The 21,374-nt window shown below is 69.8% G+C and carries 17 protein-coding genes, 1 tRNA gene and 1 pseudogene; 8 read left to right on the plus strand and 11 right to left on the minus strand.

The genetic code is table 11. The features are described 5' to 3' along the window. Nucleotides 1-164: pseudogene (locus O2L52_RS25345) on the minus strand (MFS transporter); the annotation flags it as partial. Between the two features lie 127 nt (nucleotides 165-291). Between O2L52_RS25345 and pip the strand changes: the two are divergent. Further along, the gene (gene pip, locus O2L52_RS00005; protein ID WP_270113224.1) at nucleotides 292-1,251 is read left to right on the plus strand and encodes a prolyl aminopeptidase; all 960 of its coding nucleotides are present in this window, start codon (nucleotides 292-294) and stop codon (nucleotides 1,249-1,251) included. A 49-nt stretch (nucleotides 1,252-1,300) separates the two neighbouring features. Here pip and O2L52_RS00010 read toward each other — a convergent pair whose 3' ends face one another. The 4 genes from O2L52_RS00010 to O2L52_RS00025 form a co-directional block, all read right to left on the minus strand. Further along, on the minus strand, nucleotides 1,301-1,849 hold the full coding sequence (locus tag O2L52_RS00010; RefSeq protein ID WP_270113225.1) for a hypothetical protein: 549 nt from the start codon (nucleotides 1,847-1,849) through the stop codon (nucleotides 1,301-1,303). A gap of 259 nt (nucleotides 1,850-2,108) precedes the next feature. Continuing rightward, nucleotides 2,109-2,597, minus strand: coding sequence for a hypothetical protein (locus O2L52_RS00015; protein ID WP_270113226.1), 489 nt, complete (start codon nucleotides 2,595-2,597; stop codon nucleotides 2,109-2,111). 122 nt (nucleotides 2,598-2,719) lie between these two features. Next, nucleotides 2,720-3,493 (minus strand): hypothetical protein, encoded by a 774-nt coding sequence (locus O2L52_RS00020; RefSeq protein WP_270113227.1) that lies wholly within the window; start codon nucleotides 3,491-3,493, stop codon nucleotides 2,720-2,722. 9 nt (nucleotides 3,494-3,502) lie between these two features. Next, nucleotides 3,503-4,153 (minus strand): hypothetical protein, encoded by a 651-nt coding sequence (locus O2L52_RS00025; RefSeq protein WP_270113228.1) that lies wholly within the window; start codon nucleotides 4,151-4,153, stop codon nucleotides 3,503-3,505. 158 nt (nucleotides 4,154-4,311) lie between these two features. Here O2L52_RS00025 and O2L52_RS00030 point away from each other — a divergent pair, with 158 nt between their 5' ends. Then, entirely contained in the window at nucleotides 4,312-7,119 is a 2,808-nt protein-coding gene (locus O2L52_RS00030; RefSeq protein WP_270113229.1) for an AfsR/SARP family transcriptional regulator, read from the plus strand. Nucleotides 7,120-7,331: 212 nt separating this feature from the next. On the opposite strand, the gene O2L52_RS00035 is transcribed toward O2L52_RS00030, so the two are convergent. From O2L52_RS00035 to O2L52_RS00055, 5 genes are all read right to left on the minus strand, one after another. After that, nucleotides 7,332-8,045, minus strand: a complete 714-nt coding sequence (locus O2L52_RS00035; RefSeq protein WP_270113230.1) for a MerR family transcriptional regulator — start codon at nucleotides 8,043-8,045, stop codon at nucleotides 7,332-7,334. A gap of 166 nt (nucleotides 8,046-8,211) precedes the next feature. Next, complete coding sequence (locus O2L52_RS00040) at nucleotides 8,212-9,165, minus strand: carbohydrate kinase family protein (protein ID WP_270113231.1); 954 nt, start codon at nucleotides 9,163-9,165, stop codon at nucleotides 8,212-8,214. Then, entirely contained in the window at nucleotides 9,162-9,950 is a 789-nt protein-coding gene (locus O2L52_RS00045; RefSeq protein ID WP_270113232.1) for an ATP-binding cassette domain-containing protein, read from the minus strand. The genes O2L52_RS00040 and O2L52_RS00045 overlap by 4 nt, the downstream gene beginning before the upstream one ends. Further along, nucleotides 9,947-10,981 (minus strand): ABC transporter permease, encoded by a 1,035-nt coding sequence (locus O2L52_RS00050; RefSeq protein ID WP_270113233.1) that lies wholly within the window; start codon nucleotides 10,979-10,981, stop codon nucleotides 9,947-9,949. Before O2L52_RS00050 ends, O2L52_RS00045 begins: the two co-directional genes overlap by 4 nt. Nucleotides 10,982-11,013: 32 nt before the next feature. Then, nucleotides 11,014-12,096 carry a substrate-binding domain-containing protein gene (locus O2L52_RS00055; RefSeq protein WP_270113234.1) on the minus strand — a complete coding sequence of 361 codons (1,083 nt, stop codon included), beginning with the start codon at nucleotides 12,094-12,096 and terminating at the stop codon, nucleotides 11,014-11,016. A gap of 165 nt (nucleotides 12,097-12,261) precedes the next feature. Between O2L52_RS00055 and O2L52_RS00060 the strand changes: the two genes are divergently transcribed. The 4 genes from O2L52_RS00060 to O2L52_RS00075 all read left to right on the plus strand — a co-directional run bounded on the left by O2L52_RS00060 (nucleotide 12,262) and on the right by O2L52_RS00075 (nucleotide 17,403). Then, nucleotides 12,262-13,260 carry a LacI family DNA-binding transcriptional regulator gene (locus tag O2L52_RS00060; RefSeq protein ID WP_270113235.1) on the plus strand — a complete coding sequence of 333 codons (999 nt, stop codon included), beginning with the start codon at nucleotides 12,262-12,264 and terminating at the stop codon, nucleotides 13,258-13,260. A 131-nt stretch (nucleotides 13,261-13,391) separates the two neighbouring features. Next, nucleotides 13,392-14,075: a hypothetical protein gene (locus O2L52_RS00065; RefSeq protein WP_270113236.1), complete on the plus strand. Its 684-nt coding sequence runs from the start codon at nucleotides 13,392-13,394 to the stop codon at nucleotides 14,073-14,075. A 163-nt stretch (nucleotides 14,076-14,238) separates the two neighbouring features. After that, a complete protein-coding gene (locus tag O2L52_RS00070; protein WP_270113237.1) occupies nucleotides 14,239-14,469 on the plus strand; it encodes a hypothetical protein in 231 nt (76 codons plus the stop codon). 273 nt (nucleotides 14,470-14,742) lie between these two features. Further along, nucleotides 14,743-17,403, plus strand: coding sequence for an RICIN domain-containing protein (locus tag O2L52_RS00075; protein WP_270113238.1), 2,661 nt, complete (start codon nucleotides 14,743-14,745; stop codon nucleotides 17,401-17,403). A gap of 144 nt (nucleotides 17,404-17,547) precedes the next feature. Here O2L52_RS00075 and O2L52_RS00080 read toward each other — a convergent pair. Continuing rightward, nucleotides 17,548-17,621: transfer RNA gene (locus tag O2L52_RS00080), tRNA-Leu, on the minus strand. A 320-nt stretch (nucleotides 17,622-17,941) separates the two neighbouring features. On the opposite strand from O2L52_RS00080, the gene O2L52_RS00085 reads away from it, so the two are divergent. Continuing rightward, nucleotides 17,942-18,559, plus strand: a complete 618-nt coding sequence (locus tag O2L52_RS00085) for an ANTAR domain-containing response regulator (protein ID WP_270113239.1) — start codon at nucleotides 17,942-17,944, stop codon at nucleotides 18,557-18,559. 114 nt (nucleotides 18,560-18,673) lie between these two features. After that, complete coding sequence (gene polA / locus O2L52_RS00090) at nucleotides 18,674-21,373, plus strand: DNA polymerase I (protein WP_270113240.1); 2,700 nt, start codon at nucleotides 18,674-18,676, stop codon at nucleotides 21,371-21,373. Nucleotide 21,374 lies beyond the last annotated feature (1 nt).

Below are 21,374 nucleotides of genomic sequence, written 5' to 3' on the forward strand. Positions count from 1 at the left end.
GTCGACCAGCCGGTGTCGGCGGTGATGTCGCCGAGCAGGACCGGGAGGGCGTAGAAGAGCACGCCCCAGCTGGTGATCTGGGTGGCGCACAAGGCGACGAGCACGCGCCGCGGCACCGGTGGGTGCGCGCTGGCGGTCTCGAGCGGTGCGGAGCGGGTGGCCATGGGGACAGGTCTATCCGATTTCCCTGCGGGAGTTCAACACAAGCGGCCCGGCGATGCGAGTGGCGTCCCCGCCGAATCGCACCTGCTGATAATCTAACAGCGCTGTTATAAATCGAGGAGGCCCCGCATGACGGCGCTCTATCCCCCCATCGAACCGTACGAACACGGCATGCTCGCCGTCGGCGACGGCAACCACGTCTACTGGGAGACCAGCGGGAACCCCGCGGGCAAGCCCGCGCTGGTCCTGCACGGCGGCCCGGGGTCCGGCGCCGGGCCGTTCTGGCGGAAGCTGTTCGACCCCGCGGCCTACCGCATCGTGCTCCTGGACCAGCGCGGTTGCGCGCGCAGCACCCCTGACGCCGCCGACCCCCGGACCTCTCTGGCCGCCAACACCACCGCGCACCTCATCGCCGACATCGAGCTGCTGCGCGAGCATCTCGGCATCGACCGATGGCTGGTGCTGGGCGGCTCGTGGGGCGTCACACTCGCGTTGGCGTACGCCGAGCAGCACGCCGCGCGCGTGTCGGAGCTGGTCCTGTTCAGCGTCACCAACACCACCCGCCGCGAGGTGGAGTGGATCACCCGGGACATGGGGCGGGTCTTCCCCGAGGCATGGGCCCGCTTCAGCGGTGTCGTGCCGGAGTCCGAACGCGACGGCGACCTGGCGCAGGCCTACGCCCGGATGCTCGCCGATCCCGACCCCGCCGTGAGGGAGCGGGCGGCCCTGGAATGGTGCCGCTGGGAGGACGTCCACGTGTCCACCGCCCCCGGCCACCGGCCCAATCCCGAATTCGAGGACCCGCGCTTCCGGATGCGGTTCGCCCGCCTCGTCACGCACTACTGGGCGAACGCCGCCTTCCTGGAGGACGGCGCGCTCCTGCGCGACGCCGGGAAGCTCGCCGGCATCCCCGGCGTGATGGTCCACGGCCGCATGGACATCAGCGGGCCCGCGGACATCGCCTGGAAGCTGGCGCAGGTCTGGACGGACGCCGAACTGGTCCTGGTCGGCGACGAGGGCCACGGGCTCTCCGGAGACACCACGATCGAGGCTGTACTGGCGGCCACGAACCGTTTCCGGCCCGACTAGGACGCCGCCAGGCGGGGAGTGCGAGGCCGGAGCCCGACCCGGGCGACGGTCACTCCTCGCCGGACCAGAGCCGGCGCAGATTCCCGTTGAAGGCCATGGCGGCGAAGAGGATCACTCCCGGCACGAAGTACCAGACCGCAGGGCCGGGAGTGTCGTCCAGTTCGGGGTTCGACGCGCCGAACGTGAGCAGGACCGGCGCCAGCATGCCGACCAGCAGCAGCACGGCGACGACCTGGGCGGTCAGGACCAGGCCCGGACCGCCCCAGCGGCGCCACTGGGCGAGGCAGATGCCGACCGCGGTGAGGACGCAGGCCAGCAGCACCAGGAAGACCAGGCCCATCACGGCCCCGAAGACCTGCTCGTCCGCGTCCTCGCCGAGAGCGCCCAAGACCGCGAACGGCGCGGTCAGCAGCCGCACCGTCATCGGGTCGAACGACCGCCCGTCGGTGAACACGGGCAGCGCGCTGCCCAGCGCCAGGAGGCAGGCCGCCACGAACGAGAGCGAGCGGATCGCGATCGACTCCAGGGTGTGGACCCGCACCTCGAGGTCCTGCAGCCGCCGCCGGATCCGTTCGACGTCGGTCTCGTTGTCAGCCATGCCGTTGCCCCCTTGCCCGCGGCGGTCGCGCCGCCGGCCTTCGCGATCCTGAGCGGCCCGCCCGGGCCCGCTCTTCCCGCATGCAGTCTGCACCGCCCCTGCGACCGCCGCCCAGCGGAGCGCACCGGAAGACGGCGCCTCAATCGGCAGGTCGGTCCGTCGTCCACGATCGGAGCTTCTCGGGGTTGAGGACGGCCCGCACGCGGGTGATGCGGTCCCCTGCGATCTCGAAGGCGGACACCGCCTTGACCCGGCGCCGTTATTTGCCGGACCAGCTCCACATGCCGACTGTCTGCTTCGTGCTCCAGTTGATGATGTACCCGCCGACCACGTCGTGCGAGCCCGCTTCGACCCAGTCGAAGTCGCACTTGACCCACCAGCCCTCACCCTGGTTGTTCGCGCAGTAGCGCCAAGCGACGCCGTTGTCGGACCAGACGCGTGCCACCGCGCCGTAGCCGTCCGCATCGCCGTCCCTGACGTAGACCGAGTCGGTGGCGTAATCGATGCAGACCCGCGTTGCGCCGGTATGGGCGCTCGTCGTCGCGCACTGCAGTCCCTGCGGGGCCGCTGCCCGCGTGCCGAAGGTGCAGATCACGTTGTCGAACTGGCAGTCCTGGAAGAAGTCGGCCTCGGCCATGGCGGACGAGGGCAGGGCGAACACGGTGACCATTGCGGCCGCCAGTAGGACCGCGATACGCGTGAGGGCCCGGTTGCCCCTTCGCCGCAGTCGATCAGTGATGGTGCTCAAGTGAGTGTCCGTTCTGTAGGCGGGCCGAGCTTCGCTGCGTTCGGCACGCTTGAGTGGTGTGCTTTTCGGAGAGCGGCGGGAGGCGCTCATCGCTTCCCGCCGCTCTGCATCCGCGCGGGGTCTTACACGCACGAAGTCTCGGCGTCGAAGGCCGCCAATTCGGTCTGCGCCGCGGTGTCGGGCACGGCGCTGTTCAGCGCGGTGACGATCGCGTCGGCATCCTGGCCGGCGAGCAGCTCCTCGACGCCCTGGTCGGCTTCCTCCTCGGCGTCCGCCGCGAAGGCCGCGGCGTCCTGCACGGTGCCCTCGGATTCGCCGTTGCCGATCGTGTCGTCGTCGTAGGGGATCTCCGAGCCTTCGCCGAGTCCGCGCCACTGGGCGCGGGTGTACTCGCCGTCCTCGTCGCAGACGGCCTTCTCCCAGCGGATCGCCATGACGTACCGGTGGCCGACCTCGACCCGGGGGAGGTCGTGCAACGCCATCTCGACGGTGTCGGTGACATCCCCTTCGTCGAAGTGCCATCCCAGGCCCGAGTACTCCCAGGTCGCGGGGGCCGCCACCGCGGCGCCCTCCCTCGACCACAGCACCTCCTCGATCGAGAGCGCGACGGTGCGGCCGATGATGCCCTCGCCGCGTTCGAGATCCTCCGCGGTCGGCGCGAGCACCTCCTCCGACAGCGCTTCGACGACGACGACGTGGTCGGCGTACGTGACCCAGTCGGCGGCCGTCACGCTCGGGAGGTGGTCGCTGCCGTGGCCGAGCATCACGCCTGGTTCGGTTGCTGCTTGCGTGTCGAGTCCTGTTGCGGGCGTGGCGATGGCCGCGACGGCGATGCCGGTGACCGAGGCGGCGGCGATCACGCCGATCGCCGCTGCGATACGGGTACGAGTGCGCATGGGTCCTCCTCAGTAGGTGGCGTTGATGTTCTCGATGTTGTTCGCCTGCAGGCCTTCGTCGTCGCTGACCGGCGTCTCCATGCACCCGAGCTGCTCGTCGGAGTTGCGTTTCGCCGGCGATGCCTGCTGGCCGTGGGTCAGTCCGACGGCGTGGCCGGTCTCATGGCAGACGAGGCCCTTCCCGTAGTGGCCGCTGCGGATGCGGATGTACTGCTGGTCGCATCGGAGGGTGTCGGCGTTGTCGTTGCAGAAGGTGATGCCGTCGAGGCTCGCGCTCATGCCCGCTGAGCTCTCCTCGAAGATGATGTCGGTCTCCGCGCTCCCGGAGTACGAGGGCGTCGAGTCGTAGGAGACGGAGAGGTCGGTCGGACCGTACACATTGGTGAGAACGTTGTGGACGACGGTGCGGTCGGCGGCCTCGAGCGCGTTGCCGCCCGACTCGTCCGGGTAGTACGTGAGGGCCGAGTTGTCGGTCTGGCACATGCCTCCGGAAGGGGTGCTGCCCTCGTCGAGGCATGGCGGCCGCCAATTCAGGGTGGGGTACATGTTGTCGGTGTAGGCGGCCCAGGCGACGCCTGCCGTGACGGCGACGGTCACGAAGGTGACGGCCGCAAGGCATATCGCCCTGACGCTCAGGCGCTTCGCAGCGGTTTTCGGCATAGGGGTCTTCCTTTCCCGATCAGATCGAGAGCGGAGCGGGAGGGTTGCGTTCGATTCCCGATCCTGCCGGGGCGGCGTGGCAGGAAGATGGCACCGATGTGGCACCGGAACGGGTTGCGGCCGTAGGGTTGCCCATCAGCACACGAGCGGGAGTCGACATGCCGGCGAGCACGGTGGAGTTCCGGGCGCTGGGACCGGTGGAGATCGCAGTGGACGGCCGACCGGAGGCGGCGTTCGCCGCCAAGCCCCGGACGCTGCTGGCGCTACTGCTGCTGGACGTGAACCGCGTGGCCGAGCGCGACTGGCTGATCGACCAGCTGTGGGCCGGCGATCCCCCGAACGCGGCTCATGCGGCGTTGCGGGCATATGCCTACCGCTTGCGGAAGCACCTCGACCAATGCAACGGCGGTGCGGCGCTGCGAGGCAGGACGGGCGGATACCTGCTGGAGGTCGAGCCCGCCGCAGTCGACGTGCACCGGTTCGAGACGCTCACGGCCCGAGGACGGCGGTCCTTGCAGGACGGGGACCAGGCGAACGCGATCGCCGCGTTCCAAGAGGGACTGGGCCTGTGGCGGGGCATGGCGGCGTTCGCCGGCGTCGACGTCCCGGCCGTGCGCGACAGGGCCCGACGCCTCGACGAGCTGCGGCTGGAGGTCACCGAGCAGTACCTGGGCGCGGCCCTGGAGTCGGGCGCATCCGCCGGCGCGGTGCCCGAACTGGAGGCGTTGACCGCGGCGCACCCGCTGCGCGAGGGCTTCTGGCGGCTGCTGATGCTCAGCCTGTACCGGGACGGCCGGCAAGGCGAGGCGCTGGAGGCGTACCAGCGCCTGTACCGGCTCTTGGACGACGAGCTCGGCATCAGGCCGTCGATCCCGATCGAGCAACTGCACCAGCGGATCCTGGTCGGCGATCCCCAGCTGCAGCACCGCCCCGCCGACCAGGCCCCCGTCGAACCCCGTCCCAGACCGGCTCCCGTCCGGCCGGTGCCCAGGCAGCTTCCCGCAGCGAACGTGCACTTCACCGGGCGGGAGGCCCAGCTCGCCGAACTCGACGGCCTCCTCGAGCGGCCCGGCACGGTCGGCGTGCTCACCGGCACCGGCGGCATCGGCAAGACCGCCCTCGCGATCCACTGGGCCCACAAGGCCGCCGACAGGTTCCCCGACGGCCAGCTCTACCTCAACCTCTGCGGCTTCGACCCGAGCGGCGAGCCCATCGCACCCGAGGCCGCCGTCCGGTCCTTCCTCGACGCGCTGGGCGTCCCGCCCGAGGACATCCCCACGGCGCTGGAGACGCAGACCGCGCTCTACCGAAGCCTGCTCGCGGACAAGCGCCTCCTGCTGGTCCTCGACAACGCCCGCGACGACGCGCAGGTCCGCCCACTCCTGCCAGGCTTCCCCGGCACACTCGTCCTCGTCACCGGCCGCCATCAGCTCACAGGCCTCCTCACCCAAGGCGCCCAAGCCATCCGGCTCGACCCCCTCGCCACCCGTGAAGCCGAGCGCCTCCTGACCGACCGCCTCCAGGGGCGCCGGATCGCCCGCGAACCCGAAGCCGCGCAGCAGATCATCGACGCATGCGCCGGGCTGCCGCTGGCACTGGCGATCGTCGCCGCGCGCGCCGCGTTCCGACCCGACTTCCCACTGGCCGCCATCGCGGCCGAACTCGCCGACGCGGACCACCGCCTCGACGCACTGGCCGACAGCGACCCCGCCATCGACGTCCGCGCGGTGTTCTCCTGGTCCTACCGGGCCCTCACCGCCGAGGCGGCCCGCCTGTTCCGGCTCCTCAGCGTCCACCCCGAGCCCGGCTTCTCCCTCGCCGCAGCCGCCGCCATCGCCGAAGCACCGCCGCAGCGGACCGCCCGCCTCCTCGCCGAACTGACCCGCGCCAACCTGCTCGACGAGCCGGTCCCCGGCCGCCACTCCTTCCACGACCTCCTGCGCGCCTATGCCGCCGAGCAGGCCGACCGGGTCGACGGCCGAGAGGACCTCCTTGCGGCATCGCGCCGCATGCTGGACTGCTACCTCTCCACCGCCTTCACGGCGACCCGGCTCCTCGACCCGCACCGCGATCCCATCACCGTCACCGCCGCACCCGGCCCCGCGCCCACGCCGCTCGAGGACGACACCGCGGCGTCGGCCTGGTTCGCGGCCGAGGGCACCTCGATCGCCGCTGCAGTCAGGCACGCCGCCGACCAAGGCCTCGACGTCCACTGCTGGCAGCTGGCCTGGGCGCTTCGCGACCACCTCGACCTGGGGCCCTGGCACGACCAGGCGGCCATGTGGGAGCTCGCCATCGAGGCCGCGCGGCGCATCCCCGACGCCGCGGCCGAAGTCCGCCTGAGCCGCCTCCTCGCCGAGGCCTACAGCCACCTCGACCGCACCGAGGACGGCCATGCGCTCCTCGACGCGGCGCGGGCCCAATGCCGAACGCTGGGCGACCGCGTCGGCGAAGCCCACGTCCACCTCATCCAGGCCCGTCTCTGGATGCGCCAGCAGCGGTACGACGAGGGGATCGCCAGCGGCCGGGAGTCCCTCGCCCTCTACCGGGCCGCCGACCACCTGACCGGGCAGGCCAGCGCGCTGAACACCACCGGCTGGATCCATTCGCTCGCCGGAGACCACGAGCGGGCGCTGGCCCGTTGCGAGCAGGCACTGGCCATCCTGGAGCGGATCGGCGACCGCCACAGTCAGGCGGCCACATTGGACAGTCTCGGCTACGCCCACCACCAACTCGGCGGGTACGACCGGGCCCTCGCCTACTTCGGTGCCGCCCTGGACCTGTACCGGGAGATCGGCGGCGCCCGCGGGGAGGCGCTCGTGCTCGGGAGCCTGGCCGAGACCCGGTACGCGATCGGCGACATCGCCGGTGCCCGCCGCACTTGGCGGGAGTCCCTGCGCCTGTTCGAACTCCTCGGCCACCGCGACGCCGACAAGGTCCGCGCCCGGCTCGCCGAACTCCCGTGAGCGGGCCGCGCGAATCCGTCCTCGTGCGCTCGCCCCCTCAGGCGTCGAGCGCCGCGAGCTTGTCCTGGAGTCCGGCGACGCTGAAGTGCTCGAGGTCGGAGAGGATGGGGCGCCCCGTGCCGATGACACCGGGCGCCCTCCTTCTCTCCGTTGGTCAATGCTGTCCAGAGTGCTCCGGAGGAAGGTGATCAGGCTTCCTCCGAAGTCGCGATTCAGCGCTGGGTGAGCGAGATGCGGTTGCCGCTGGGGTCGGCGACCACGGACCGGCGGGGCGCGTAGTCGGTCTCGAAGGGCGGCTGGACGAGTGCGGCTCCCGCGGCGAGTGCGGCCGCGTGAGCGGTGTCCAGATCGTCGACGTAGAGCCCGAACATGGCGGGACCGAACTGGCCGCCCGCTCCTGCCGACGCATCGAGCGTCAGCAGGAAGAACGAGTCGGTCTCCCACGCGCCGAACTGGAACGAGGCGATGCTCGCGTCGTACTCGAGGCCGAACGCCTCGGTGTAGAACCGGACGGTCGCATCGAGGTCCCGAGCCGGAACGGTCACCTGAACCACCCGGTCCTCCTTTGCAATTGGCATGCTGGTCCCTTCTTCGTAGGGTCGGCCGAGGGTCTCGGCCAGCCGTTGGATGGCATGAGCCCGCTCCAGGAGACGTTCGCGGTGCGCGCGCAGCACCACCGAGGCGTCCTGTCCGCTCTGGTCGGCCAGTAGGGTCCGTATCTGGTCGATGGGCACGTCGACTGAACGCAAGGAGCGGATCAGCGTCGCCTGCGCGGTTTGGTCGAGCCGGTAGCGCCGGTATCCGGTGCCGGGATCGACCCGGGCCGGTCGCAGCAGATCGACCTCGTCGTAGTGGCGCAATGCCGGGATCGACAGACCCGTCTTGACGGAGAACTCGCCGATGCTGAGCAGTTCGCGATGACTCATACGGCCACGCTATGGGCTCCGGTCGCCTGAGGGTCAAGCCTCGACCAGAACTCTTTTTCGACCCCACGCGCCGATCCTGCCTCGGCGCTCGCAAGAATGCGCCGGCCGAGCAGAGCGGCGCGGGCTGCTCTGCATGATCGCTGAACATGCGGAGCAGCCCGCGCCGCTATACCTCGGGGACGAAGGCTCGATCCGAGGGCGAGACCGCCAGTTCGCTGCGGCGCGGCGGGTTCGCCCCGGCGCGGGAGCAGGTGGCGGCGGCGACCGCGGAGGCGAACTCGACCGCGTCGCGGGCTTCGTCGCCGGTCAGGTTCGCCAGCCGGTCGGGCCGGAGCCGGTCAACCCGGTCCAGCCAGTGCAGCAGGCCGCCGCTGAAGGAGTCGCCCGCACCAACGGTGTCCACAATGGTTGCCCGGTGAGCCGCCACACTGAACTCGTAGCCGTTCCCGAAGACCTGTGAACCGTCACCGCCGCGGGTGACCACGACGAGCCGACGTCCCCGGGCGACCCATCCGCGCGCCAGTTCGGCAGGGTCACTGCCGGGCCAGATCCACTCCAGGTCCTCATCAGAGATCTTGACGAGGTCGGCGAACGCCATCCAGCGGTCCACCCGTTCCCGGTACCGGTCCCTGTCGCCCAGGAGCTCCGGCCGCACATTGGGGTCCAGGCTGATCGTGGTCGAGTCCTTGAGCCCTTCGAGCCACGCCTCGACCACCGGCCCACCGGGTTCGAGCGCCAGAGCGAGCGAACCGGCGTGCACGGCCTCGAAACCGGGAGCGGCGGCCAGTTCGGCGGGGGTCCACTGCCAGTCGGCGGTCCGGTGGACGTGGAACGAGTAGCCCGCGCCGCCGTCGGGTGCGACCGACACGACCGCGAGGCTGGTCGGCTCCCTCGCGTCCACCGACCACCGCAGGTCGACCCCTGACGACGCCAGGTGGCTCCGCAGCAGGTCGCCGAACGCGTCGCCGGACAGGCGGCCCAGGAACGCCACCGGTGATTCCAAGCGCCCCACGGTGACTGCCACGTTCATCGGGCTGCCGCCCGGATGCGCCACCGGCCGGGACGGATCGGATTCGGCGACCACCAGGTCGATCAGTGCCTCGCCGACGACGCCGATCAATGCACGTCCTCCTGCACGGCGCCGGTCATGATCGCCACCGCATCGGTCATCGAGTGGCTCTGCGGCGTGATCGTGGCCGCCCGCTTGCCGAGCCGCTGAATGTGGATGCGGTCGGCGACCTCGAAGACCTGCGGCATGTTGTGCGAGATCAGGATGACCGGGACGCCGCGGTCGCGCAGGCTCGCGATCATCTCGAGGACCTGCTGCGATTCGCGCACCCCCAAGGCCGCGGTCGGCTCGTCGAGCACGACCACCTTCGAGCCGAAGGCCGCCGCACGGGCGACCGCCACGGCCTGGCGCTGCCCGCCCGAGAGGTTCTCGACGGGGACCGTCACGTCCTGCAGGGTCGTGATGCCCAGCTCGGCGAGCTCCTCCCTGGCGCGCTGCCGCATCCGCTTCTTGTCGATCACGCGCAGCACCGACCCCAGTGGTCCGGGCTTGCGCAGTTCGCGGCCCAGGAACAGGTTGGCGGCGACGTCGAGCGCCGGTGAGACGGCGAGGGTCTGGTACACCGTCTCGATCCCGTGCGCGCGGGCGTCCTGCGGGCGCTTGAACTGCACCCGCCGGCCTTCGAGCCGGATCGCGCCCTCGTCGGGGACCTCGGCGCCGGTGAGGCACTTGATCAGGGTCGATTTGCCGGCGCCGTTGTCGCCGATGACGGCCAGCACCTCGCCGGGGTAGAGCTCCAAGTCCACCCCGTCGAGGCCGACGACGCGACCGAAGGTCTTGACCAGGCCGGTCGCCTGCAGGATCGGCTCACCGGAGCCGGTGCTGTCGGTGGTCATGTCCGTGCCTTTCGGATCCATTGGTCGATCGAGACCGCGGCGATGATGAGCACGCCGACGGCGAACGTCTGCCAGAGCACGTCCACGCCGACGAGGGAGAGCCCGTTGCGGAACACGCCGACGATGAGCGCGCCCAGCAGCGTCCCCCAGACCGTGCCCCGTCCGCCGAACAGGCTCGTCCCGCCGATCACCACGGCGGTGATCGAGTCGAGGTTCAAGTCGACGCCGGTGTTCGGCGAAGCGGCGTTGGACCGTCCGATCTGGATCCACGCGGCGACCGCGAGGATCGCCCCGGCGGCGAGGTACACGCTCGCCAGCACCCGCTGGACCCTGATGCCCGCCAAGCGCGCGGCCTCGGGGTCGTCCCCGGCGGCGTACACGTGCCGCCCCCACGCCGTCCCCTGCAGGATCAGCGCCAGTGCGACGTAGAGGACCAGCATCATCACGACGCCGATGGTGACGTTGACCCCGCCCACGGTGAAGGTCTCACCGGTCAGCGTCAGCAGCGCCGGCATGTCCCCGCCGCGGACGGTCGCGCCGCCCGAGTACAGCAGCGTCAAGGCCAGGAACACGTTGAGCGAGCCCAGGGTGACGATGAACGGCGGCAGCTTCAGCCGGGTGACGAGGAAGCCGTTCAGCGCACCGGCACCGAGCCCGACGGCCAGGCCGAGCGCGAGCCCGATCGGCGCCGGGACCCCGTTCTGCACGGTGGTCTGCGCGACCACCATGGAGCCGAGCACCATGACCGCGCCGACCGACAGGTCGATCCCGGCGGTGAGGATGATGAGCGTCTGGGCCAGGGCGAGCGTCCCGACCACCGCGACCTGCTGGCTCACCAGCGACAGGTTCGACGGCTCCAGGAAGCGCTCATTGAGGCCGCCGAACACGGCGACGGCGACGACCAGGACGATCGCCGGGCTGATCGCCGGGTAGCGGTGCAAGAGGTTGCGGACCGTGCCGAGGGGCGTGGACCTGTCGAGGAACTCCTCGGCCAGGTCGCGCTCCTCAACTGCGGCGACATGCTGATTCATGTGTGCTCCGAATGCTTCAGGAATGCCGGGACCTAGCCCCAGCAGACGTCGCCGGCCTCAGTGGACGTGATCGACTCGATGCCCTCGTGCGGCTGGTCGGTGACCAGTTCGACGCCGGTGTTGAAGAAGTCGAGCCCTTCCGAGGCCTCAGGGGCCTCGCCGGTCGTCGCGAGCGCGTGGATCGCCTCGACGCCGAGCTCGGCCATGCGCACCGGGTACTGCTGGCTGGTCGCGGAGATGACGCCGTCGGTCACCGCGGTGACCCCGGCGCATCCGCCGTCGACCGACGCCACGATGAGGTCCTCGGTGGCGCTGGCCGCATCGAAGGCCTCGTACGCGCCGTACGCGGCCGGCTCGTTGATCGTGTAGACGACATTGATGTCGGGGTTGATCGACAGCAGGTTCTCAGCGGCCGTGCGCCCGCCGTCCTCGGCCCCGTCCGAGGCCTCGTGTCCGACGATCTCGTATTCGCCGCCGGAGTACTGGCCGGTGGCGGCCTCGTCCCCGATCACCTCCGCGTCTGCGAGGTCGATGCCCATGCCGTCCAGGAAGCCCTGGTCCCGCTGCACGTCGACGGAGACGACCTTGTCGTCGAACAGGTCGATCATCGCGATGACGGCCCGCTCGCCGCCCAGCTGCGCCGCGGTCCACTCGCCGATGCGCTGCCCGGCCAGGAAGTTGTCGGTGGCGAACGTGATGTCGACCGACTCGGGATCGGACGGCGGCGTGTCCAGGGCGATCACGTACAGGCCGGCATCGCGCGCCCGTGTCAGCGCGTCCTCGACGCCCGGTCCGTTCGGCGTGATGAGGATGCCCTTGTCGCCGCGGGAGATCGCGTTCTCGATCGCCTGGATCTGGGTGTCCTCGTCGCCGTCCTGGCGGCCCGCGGCGAAGGTCAGCTCGACGCCGATCTCCTCGGCGGCGGCCTCGGCGCCCTCCTGCATGGACACGAAGAAGGGATTGGTCGTGGTCTTGACGATCAGCGAGACGCCGACCGTGTCCTCGCCGGATCCGCCCTCGGCACTGCACCCGGTCAGCGCGATCGCCGCGCCGAACGTGAGCGCGCTGGTGGCCGTCAGGGTCCGGCGGAGGCCGCCGTATCGACTGCGATTCATCGGTGAATCTCCTCTGAAGGGTTGGGCATCGTTGCCCCGTTGACAACGATGTCAAATCTAGTTCTAGAGCATGTTGGCGTGTATCGTCAAGCCCAGTCGTTTTTTGGAGGTCGATTCGTGACATCGTTGTCAGCGCAAAGTGCGGGCAGTAAGCCCCGGCCCACCATGCGACATGTCGCGGAACTCGCCGGTGTCGGCATCAAGACCGTCTCCCGGGTCATCAACGGCGAACCGAACGTCACCCCCGAGACCACGCAGCGGGTGCTCGACGCCGCCCGCGCCCTCGACTACCAGCCCGACCTGCACGCCGGCAACCTGCGGCGGTCCGACCGCCGCACCCGCACGCTCGGGCTCCTCGTCGGCAGCGTCGACAACCCCTTCTCAGGCGCCGTCCACCGCGCGGTCGAGGACGCCGCGGCCGAGCGCGGCGTCGCCGTCTTCGCCTCCAGCCTCGACGACGACCCCGAACGCGAACGGGAAGCGGTGGCCGCGTTCCTGCGCCGGCGCGTCGACGGCCTCATCCTCACCGTCGCCAGCGCGGACCAGGCGTACCTCGAGCCGGAACTGCAACGCGGCACGCCTGTCGTGTTCGTCGACCGCGAGCCGTCCGGCATCGAGACCGACGCCGTAGTCAGCGACAACGCCGGCGGCGCCGCCAGAGCCGCCGAACACCTGCTCGCGCAAGGCCACCGGCGCATCGCCTACCTGGGCGACCTCCACAGCATTCAGACCGCACGCGAACGCCGCCGCGGCTTCCTCGACGCGCTCGACCGCGCCGGCGTCCCCATCGACGAATCGCTCGTGGTCGAGGACCTCCACGACCAAGGCGCCGCATGCGCTGCGCTGCTTCGGCTGCTCGACGGGTCGAACCCGCCCACCGCCGTCTTCAGTGCACAGAACCTCATCACGATCGGGGCGCTGCACGCACTGCGCGAACGAGGTCGCCACCGCGACACCGCCCTTGTCGGCTTCGACGACATCGAACTCGCCGACCTCCTCGAACCGGGCGTCACCGTGATCGCCCAGCACCCCGACGACCTCGGCCGCATCGCCGCCGAGCGGGTCTTCGAACGACTCGACGGCGACCGCTCCGCTTCACAGCGCATCGTCGTGGGCACCACTCTGATCATGCGGGGCAGCGGCGAGATTTCCCCCGGCCGCTGACCCGAGCGGCGGCGGAACTGGTCGCCGGGATCTTCGAACCAGCGGATTTCACGCGTTCGGGTGATATCTCCGTTGTCACGACTTAGCCTCAGGGAGTCATTTTTCCGATTCCAAAGGAGGCACAGCAGCCGATGACCATCATCAACACCCGAAAGAAACGGCGCGAGAAAACGGTGCGCCGCGTGACGACCGGCGTGGCCGCCGGTGCAGTCGTAGGCCTGGCGGTCGCGGGGGTCGCCGTGGCCGCCCGGCGCACGGAGCGGGTCGTTCCGAAGCTCCCGGCACCAGGCGCGACGGCCGAGGTCGAAGTGCTCTCGAAGGGCCTCGAGGTGGTCGTGGCGGGCCGCAAGATCCGCACCGGTCCGCTCCAGGGCAGGGCCGCGTTCGAGATCGAGGCGAACCAGAACGACCCGGCCGCGGTGCGGACCAGGATCAAGGAGTTCCACCTCGTCTCCACAGGGGACCGCGAAGGCGTCACCGTCACGGTCGATCTCGATCAGCGCGCCGGAAGGCGAGACGTCGCGTCGGGGTTGCGCCGCATCTCGGCAGAATCGCCCAGATTCCGCCACATCATCGCGCTGCAGTGCATCATCACCATCGCGAACACGCGCGCACTCGACCTGCCCGCCGGCGTCGACGAGACGCTGGCGCTCGCTGTGAGCGTCCCGCTCCAGTTGTCGGGGAAGCCGTCGGGATTCCCCGACGACCGCGCTCAGTACAAGCTCAATGAAGAAGTCGAGCTCTCGGGTTCCGGGTTGCCCCTGGGCGAAAGGGCCTTGATCACCAAGTTCCCCTTGCAGATCAAAGCCCTGTGATCGCGCATGCTGCCGGACCCACGGGTCCGGCAGCATGCGCCCCGGACAACGACAATGGCAATGCCCAGTCCCCGGAAATTCAGTCCACAGGGGATCTGTTACCCGCACTGTGGACGGGCATCCACTCCCAGACAGCCGATTTCGCCCATTGAGGGGAACCATCGTGACGAGCGGCGACGCCGGGCGCGTGACGGGTACAGCGGACAAGGACTACAACATCATCCGGTTCGCGGAGGCGTGTTTGAGCAACGTGCTGCGCCTGGAGACCTGCATCGCGGACGCCGAGCAGGCCGGAGACCATGAACTGGTGGAGTTCTTCCAGCGCGCCCAAGCGGCAAGCCGCAGAGGCGCCGAGGACGGCAAGGCCCTCCTCGCTCGGCGCCTGGCGAGCTGACCGCAGCCCACGCGGCCCCGGTCGTCCGGGTCGCTTGCCGAACGCGGGGCTCGCAAACCGGAACGCGAATCATCGGAGGGCTCGGCGCCGCCCGAGGGCACGGCCGGCGGCCCGGTACCGAGCCATCACCGCCCGCGAAGATCAAATTCTCCCAAATGGAGCGTTGAGCGAAGCGTTCATCAGGACATTGATTATCTTCGATCTAGTTGTATAATGTATTACGTCTGATGAAAACGCTGACGGCCCCACCGGATCCGAACGAAGGAGCCCCCCATGGCCTCTCGGCCCGACCAACCCAACCTCTCCCGCCGCCGCCTCCTCCAGACCGCGGCCGTCCTCCCTGCCGTCGCGATCTACGCGTCGACACCGGTCGGAGCCGGTGCCGCCGTCGCGGCGGCCGCGACCGACGGCGTCGCGGCCGGCAATGGCGCGCTCGCTTCCGTCGATCTTGCCGGAACGTGGAGCTTCACCCCGGCGGGCCGGGGGCCGACCTCGATCAGCGTGCCCGGCGGCGGCTGGTACAAGCAAGGATTCACGGACGTGAACGAGGCGGTGTACTCGCGCAGCATCACCGTGCCGGACTCGGGGCAGCCGCAGTCGACCTGGATCGAGTTCGGCGCCGTCAACCACCAGGCGACCCTGTCGGTCGACGGCCGCGTGGTCGCCACCCAGGCGACGGCGTTCACCCCCTCGAACTTCGACATCAGCGCTTACGCGGCGCCCGGCACCACGCACACGATCACGGTGAGCGTGAAGGGCCGCGGAGCGCTGAAGGCGTCCAACGGCCGGTACCTGGTGCCCGACGCCGCCGACTGGTGCGAGGCGATTCCACAGGGGATCTTCCGCTCCGCGTTCCTGCGGGTGTATCCGGCGGTCTACGTCAGCGACACCTTCGTGCGCACGTCGGTGGCGAACAAGACGTTGAGCTACGACGTGACGGTGCGGAACACCTCGGGCAGCTCCCGGTCGGTGACGCTGACCGGGTCACTGTCGTCCGACAACGGAGCGGCTTTCAGCTACCCGGACCTTCCCAGCCGCACGGTCACCGTGGCGGCCCGCTCGACCGCGACCGTGACCGTCGGGCCGGTCGCGTGGAACCTCGACAGCACCTCGTACTGGTGGCCCAACGTGCCGTACCGGTCGGGGTACCGGGCGCAGCTGCACCGGCTGGCGGTGCATGCCGTCGCCGATGACGGGCGCACCAGCGACGCCGCGTACCGGTTCGGGTTCCGGGAGGCAACCCAGAACGGCGACTACTACCACCTCAACGGCGTGCGCGTGAACTTCCGCGGCGACAACCTCCAGGGCGCCGACTACGACCGGGTCAACAACGGCGGCAAGGGCGACGCGTACGACACCCTGCCCGGCTTCCTGCCCCCGTCGTCCGGCAACGGCGGCTGGCCGCAGGCGGTGGACAACTACCAGCGGCTGAACTTCAACGTGGTGCGCATCCACCAGGAGCCCCCGAGCCCATACATGCTGGACGTCGCCGACGAGACGGGCCTGATGATCATCGGCGAGACCGCGATCCGCGGCTCCTCCGGCAAGCAGGACTGGATCGCCGGACATGACAACATGGTCAACCACGCCCGTGCACTGGTCCTGCGCGACCGCAACCACCCCGCGATCATCCGCTGGAGCCAGTCCAACGAGCCGAACCAGAGCGGCCAGGATTCCGAGCAGTTCGAGAAGGACCTGTACGCGGCGATGAACGGCAACGACGGCACCCGGCCGGTCATCGTCGAGGTGGGCGTCGAGGGGAACCTCAACGGCTATCCCGGGATGACGTACGCCAACTTCGCGGTGATCCCGCACTACGTCGACGGCTTCGGCAGGTACGGGGAGGGCCTGAAGACCGTGAACGGGCGGCCCGACGGCGAGGGCGAGTACATCTGGCCGGCGTGCAACACCAAGCAGGGCTTCGAGTGGTTCGCCACGGCGACCCTGGCCAAGCGCGGCAAGAACGCCAGCGACCTGCGTCCGTACACGCTGCTGTCCTCCTGGGCCAGCGTCGTGCCCGGCGTGCGGACCACAGACTTCGTCCCGGAGGAGGGCGGTCGCCCCGTCTACGGCGCGGACAACCTCCCAGACCCCTGGAGCAACCCGCAGATCCAGCGCGTGCAGGCGGCGTTCAACCCGGTCGCCGCCGCCGACCTCCCGTACTGGTCGGCCTCCGGCGTCTCGGACGCGAACGGCACCTTCCCACTGCCGCAGGCCGTGCCCAACTACGCCCGGAACGCCACGATCACCCGCACCATCACCGTGTTCAACGACGGCTTCACCGGCACCTCAGTGGACTTCACCTGGACCGCCCGGCTCGACAGCCCGACCGGCACGGTCGTCGCGTCCGGCAGCACCACCCTGACCATCCCGCTCGGCACGCGGGCCACCCAGCCGGTGTCCTTCACCGCGCCCGCCACCGGAAGCCGCGTGTACCTGGTGCTGACGACGGCGAAGTCCGGCAGCACCCTCTTCACCGACGCGGTCGAGTACTTCACCATCGGCGGAACCGAATCCGGACCCGCACCCGGCACCTACCGCATCGTCAACCGCAACAGCGGCAAGCCCCTCACCATCGCCGGCAACTCCACCGCCGACGGCGCCAAGGCGATCCAGCAGAGCGGCACTCCCACATGGACGATCAGCACCACCCAGGGCGCCTACACCCTGCGCTACAACGCCTCCGGAAAGATGCTCGACGTCAACGCCGGCAGCAGCACCGCGGGCCTGCAACTGCAGCAGTGGTCGGCCAACGGCGGTGCCAACCAGCTGTGGTACCTGCGCCCCACCGGTGACGGCTACTACACGATCGTCGCCCGTGACAGCGGACTCGTGGCCGATGTCTCCGGCGCATCGACCAACGACGGCGCGCAGGTCGTGCAATGGAGCGCCAACGGCGGCACCAACCAGCAGTGGCAGTTCGTATCCGCCTAGGAGAAGCGTCCCGGCGGTGGCTCAGGTCGAGGCCAAGGCCACCGTCGGGGCGAGCCTAGCGACGCGGACCGCAACCGCCGATATGAGAAGGCCAAGGAGCTTTGACTCGTTTGACCTGGTAGCGGAGCTACAGCTCCGTATGAGTAGCCCGGGTGGGATTCGAACCCACACTGTACGGGTTTTGAATCCGTCTTCTCTGCCAGTTGGAATACCGGGCCGGGGCTCGAGCATTGCGCCGGAGCCGGTGTAGATGATACCCGGTGGGACACGGGCGACCGCGAACCGGTCCCGGACGGGAGCCGCACTCGTGCAGGGAAGGGAAACGCAGCGAGGGTGGGATTCCCACACTGTACGGGTTTTGAACCCGTCCTCCAGTCGGACCGCGGCGGGTCGCGCCGCTCACGTTTCGGTTCCAACGTCCGAAACGCTAGGCATAGGAACGTGCGGGGCCGAGAGGCGGCGGCTAAGCTAGCGTCCTGGTGTGCCTGAAACGACGCACGCCCCTACGTCCATTCGCGCACGAAAGGTACGGACCCGCATGACGAGCAAGGCCGCCGAGGAGCCGCGCAAGCGCGTGCTCATCGCCGAAGACGAGGGGCTCATCCGCCTCGACCTGGCCGAGATGCTCACCGAGGAAGGCTATGAGGTCGTAGCCGAGGCAGCCGACGGTGAAGCCGCCGTCCGCCTCGCCGAGGAGCACCAGCCCGACCTGGTCATCTGCGACATCCAGATGCCGATCATGGACGGCCTCCAAGCCGCGGAGAAGATCGTCTCCGCGCGCATCGCGCCGGTCGTGATCCTCACCGCCTTCTCCCAGCGCGACCTCATCAGCCGCGCCACGTCCGCCGGCGCCATGGCCTATCTCGTGAAGCCCTTCCAGAAGTCCGACCTGGTCCCGGCCATCGAGCTCTCCCTCACCCGCTTCGCCGAGATGACCGCCCTCGAGAAGGAGGTCGCGAACCTCACCGAGCGCCTCGAGGTCCGCAAGCTCGTCGACCGCGCCAAGGGCCTGCTCATGACCCAGTACGGCATGCCCGAACCCGACGCCTTCCGCTGGATCCAGCGTGCCGCGATGGACCACCGCCTCTCGATGCGCGCCGTCGCCGAGCGCGTCATCGCCGAAGCCGAGCAGAAGGAAGCCCAGGAAGCCGAGTAGGCCTCCCGGAACTCCACGGCCCGCGGACCCCGGTCCGCGGGCCGTTTCGCATCCCCGGACCACGCGGCCCCCGCTTGCCGCCGAGTTGTCGTAGGCACTCGATAGGCTCGTGGGGTGACTTCTTCGCAATCGCGCCTGCTCCTGATCGACGGCCACTCGATGGCATACCGCGCGTTCTTCGCGCTCCCCGCCGAGAAGTTCGCCACCGACGACGGCCAGGTGACCAACGCCGTCTACGGTTTCGCGTCGATGCTCATCAACCTGCTCAAGGCCGAGGAGCCGACCCACATCGCGGTCGCCTTCGACCTCTCGCGCCACTCGTTCCGCACCGACGAGTACGCCGCCTACAAGGACGGCCGCGGCGAGACCCCGCAGGAGTTCAAGAGCCAGATCCCGATCATCCAGCAGCTCCTGGACGCCTTCGGCATCTCCTGGCTCACCAAGACGAACTACGAGGCCGACGACATCATCGCGACCCTCGCCACCCGCGCCGGCGAGGCCGGGTTCGCCACCCTCATCTCCTCGGGCGACCGCGACGCGATCCAGCTGGTCGGCGCCGACACGACCCTGCTCTACCCGGTCAAGGGCGTCACCGAGCTCGCCCGCTACACGCCCGAAGCCGTCGAGGCCAAGTACGGCGTCACCCCCGAGCGCTACCGCGACCTCGCCGCGCTCGTGGGGGAGAAGGCCGACAACCTCCCCGGCATCCCCGGCGTCGGCCCCAAGACCGCCGCGAAGTGGATCGTCAAGTACGGCTCCCTCGACGGCCTGGTCGCCAAGGCCGACGAGATCACCGGCAAGGCCGGGGACAACCTGCGCAGCCACCTCGACGACGTCCTGCGCAACCACCGCCTCAACGGCCTCGTGTGCGACCTCGAACTCGAATCGGGCCTCGACGACCTGGAGTGGCAGGGCTGGTCGGTCGCCGAGACCAACAGCCTCTTCGACGCCCTCCAGTTCCGCGCCCTCGGCGAGCGGCTCAACGCCAACCTCGCCTCCAAGGCCGTCGGTGCCGCAGTCGTCCCCGCCGCCGAGGTCGACCAGACCGAGGCCTCCGCGCTGGTGCCCGGCGGTCTCGCCACCTGGCTCGGCGCCCGTGAAGGCACCGTCGCGATCGCCTTCACCGGCACCTTCGCGTCCGGCGCCGGTTCGTTCGAGACGATCGCGCTGGCCGAAGGCGGCCAGGCGCTCTGGTTCGAGCCTTCGCAGCTCGACGCCGAGGACGAGACGACCTGGGCGGGCTGGCTCGCCGACCCCGCGAAGGGCAAGGTCGTGCACGACGCGAAGGCGTTCCTGTGGGGCGCCGACGCCGCGGGCTGGCCCGAGGTCGAGGGGATCAAGGCCGACACGGTGCTCGGTGCGTACCTGCTCAAGCCCGAGCAGCGCTCGTACGCTCTGGGCGATCTCGCCATGCAGTTCCTCGGCCGCGAGCTGGAGACCCCCGAGACGCCCGCCGCAGACGGCGCGCTCGTGGGTCTTGACGCCGCGATGCACGACGATTCGGCGAAGCTCGAAGCCGACTGCGCCGCCGCCGCGGTCATCGGCGACCTCGCCGCCGAGCAGACCGCCCGGCTGGCCGACCGCCACCAGGCGCGGCTCGCCGAGGAGATGGAGTACCCGCTCGCGGGCGTCCTGGCGCGCATGGAGATCCTCGGGATCGCCGCAGACGAGGGCCACTTCGCGGACATCGAGTCCGGGTTCGCCATGCAGTCCAAGGAGGCCACCGACCGCGCCCACGAGATCGTGGGCCGCCCCTTCAACGTCGGCTCGCCCAAGCAGCTCCAGGAGATCCTCTTCGAGGAGCTGAAGATGCCGAAGACCAAGCGCACTAAGACCGGTTACACCACCAATGCCGAAGCGCTGCAGCAGCTCTACGCGAAGAACCAGCACCCGCTCCTGGAGCAGCTGCTGCGGTTCCGCGACGTCGAGAAGCTCAAGCAGATCGTCGCCACCCTGCGCGCGACCATCCAGACGGACGGGCGCATCCACACCACGTTCCACCAGACCGTGGCCGCGACCGGTCGCCTCTCCTCGGCCGACCCGAACCTGCAGAACATCCCGGTCCGCTCCGAGGCCGGGCGCAACATCCGTGCCGGGTTCGTGGTCTCCGAGGGCTTCGAGTCCCTCATGACCATCGACTACAGCCAGATCGAGATGCGGATCATGGCGAGCCTCACCGGCGACGAGGGGTTGATCGACGCGTTCGTCTCAGGCGAGGACATCCACCGCGCCGTCGCCGCGAAGGTCTTCTCCGTCGCGCCCGAGGCCGTCACCGCCGAGCACCGCCGCAAGATCAAGGCCATGTCCTATGGGCTCGCCTACGGCCTGTCCACGTACGGCCTGAGCCAGCAGCTCGCGGTCTCCACCGAGGAGGCCCAGCAGCTCTCGAACGACTACTTCGCGCGCTTCGGGAAGGTCCGCGACTACCTGCACCGGGTGGTCGAGGAGGCCAGGAAGACCGGTTACACCGAGACGATCATGGGCCGGCGCCGCTACTTCCCGGACCTCACCTCGGACAACCGCCAGCGCCGCGAGATGGCCGAGCGGGCCGCGCTCAACGCGCCGATCCAGGGCAGTGCCGCCGACATCATGAAGACCGCGATGCTCGGCGTCGACCGCGCGCTGCGGGCCTCCGGGCTCGCCTCGCGCGTGCTGCTCCAGGTCCACGACGAACTCGTCTGCGAAGTCGCACCCGGTGAGGCGAAGGCGCTCGAAACGCTCGTGCGCGAGCAGATGTCGAACGCCGCCGAGCTCGCGGTGCCGCTCACCGTCTCGGCCGGATTCGGCGAGTCGTGGGAAGCCGCTGCCCATTAGC

Source organism: Glycomyces algeriensis (assembly GCF_027622855.1).
In the GTDB taxonomy this organism is placed as follows: Bacteria; Actinomycetota; Actinomycetes; order Mycobacteriales; family Micromonosporaceae; genus Glycomyces; species Glycomyces algeriensis.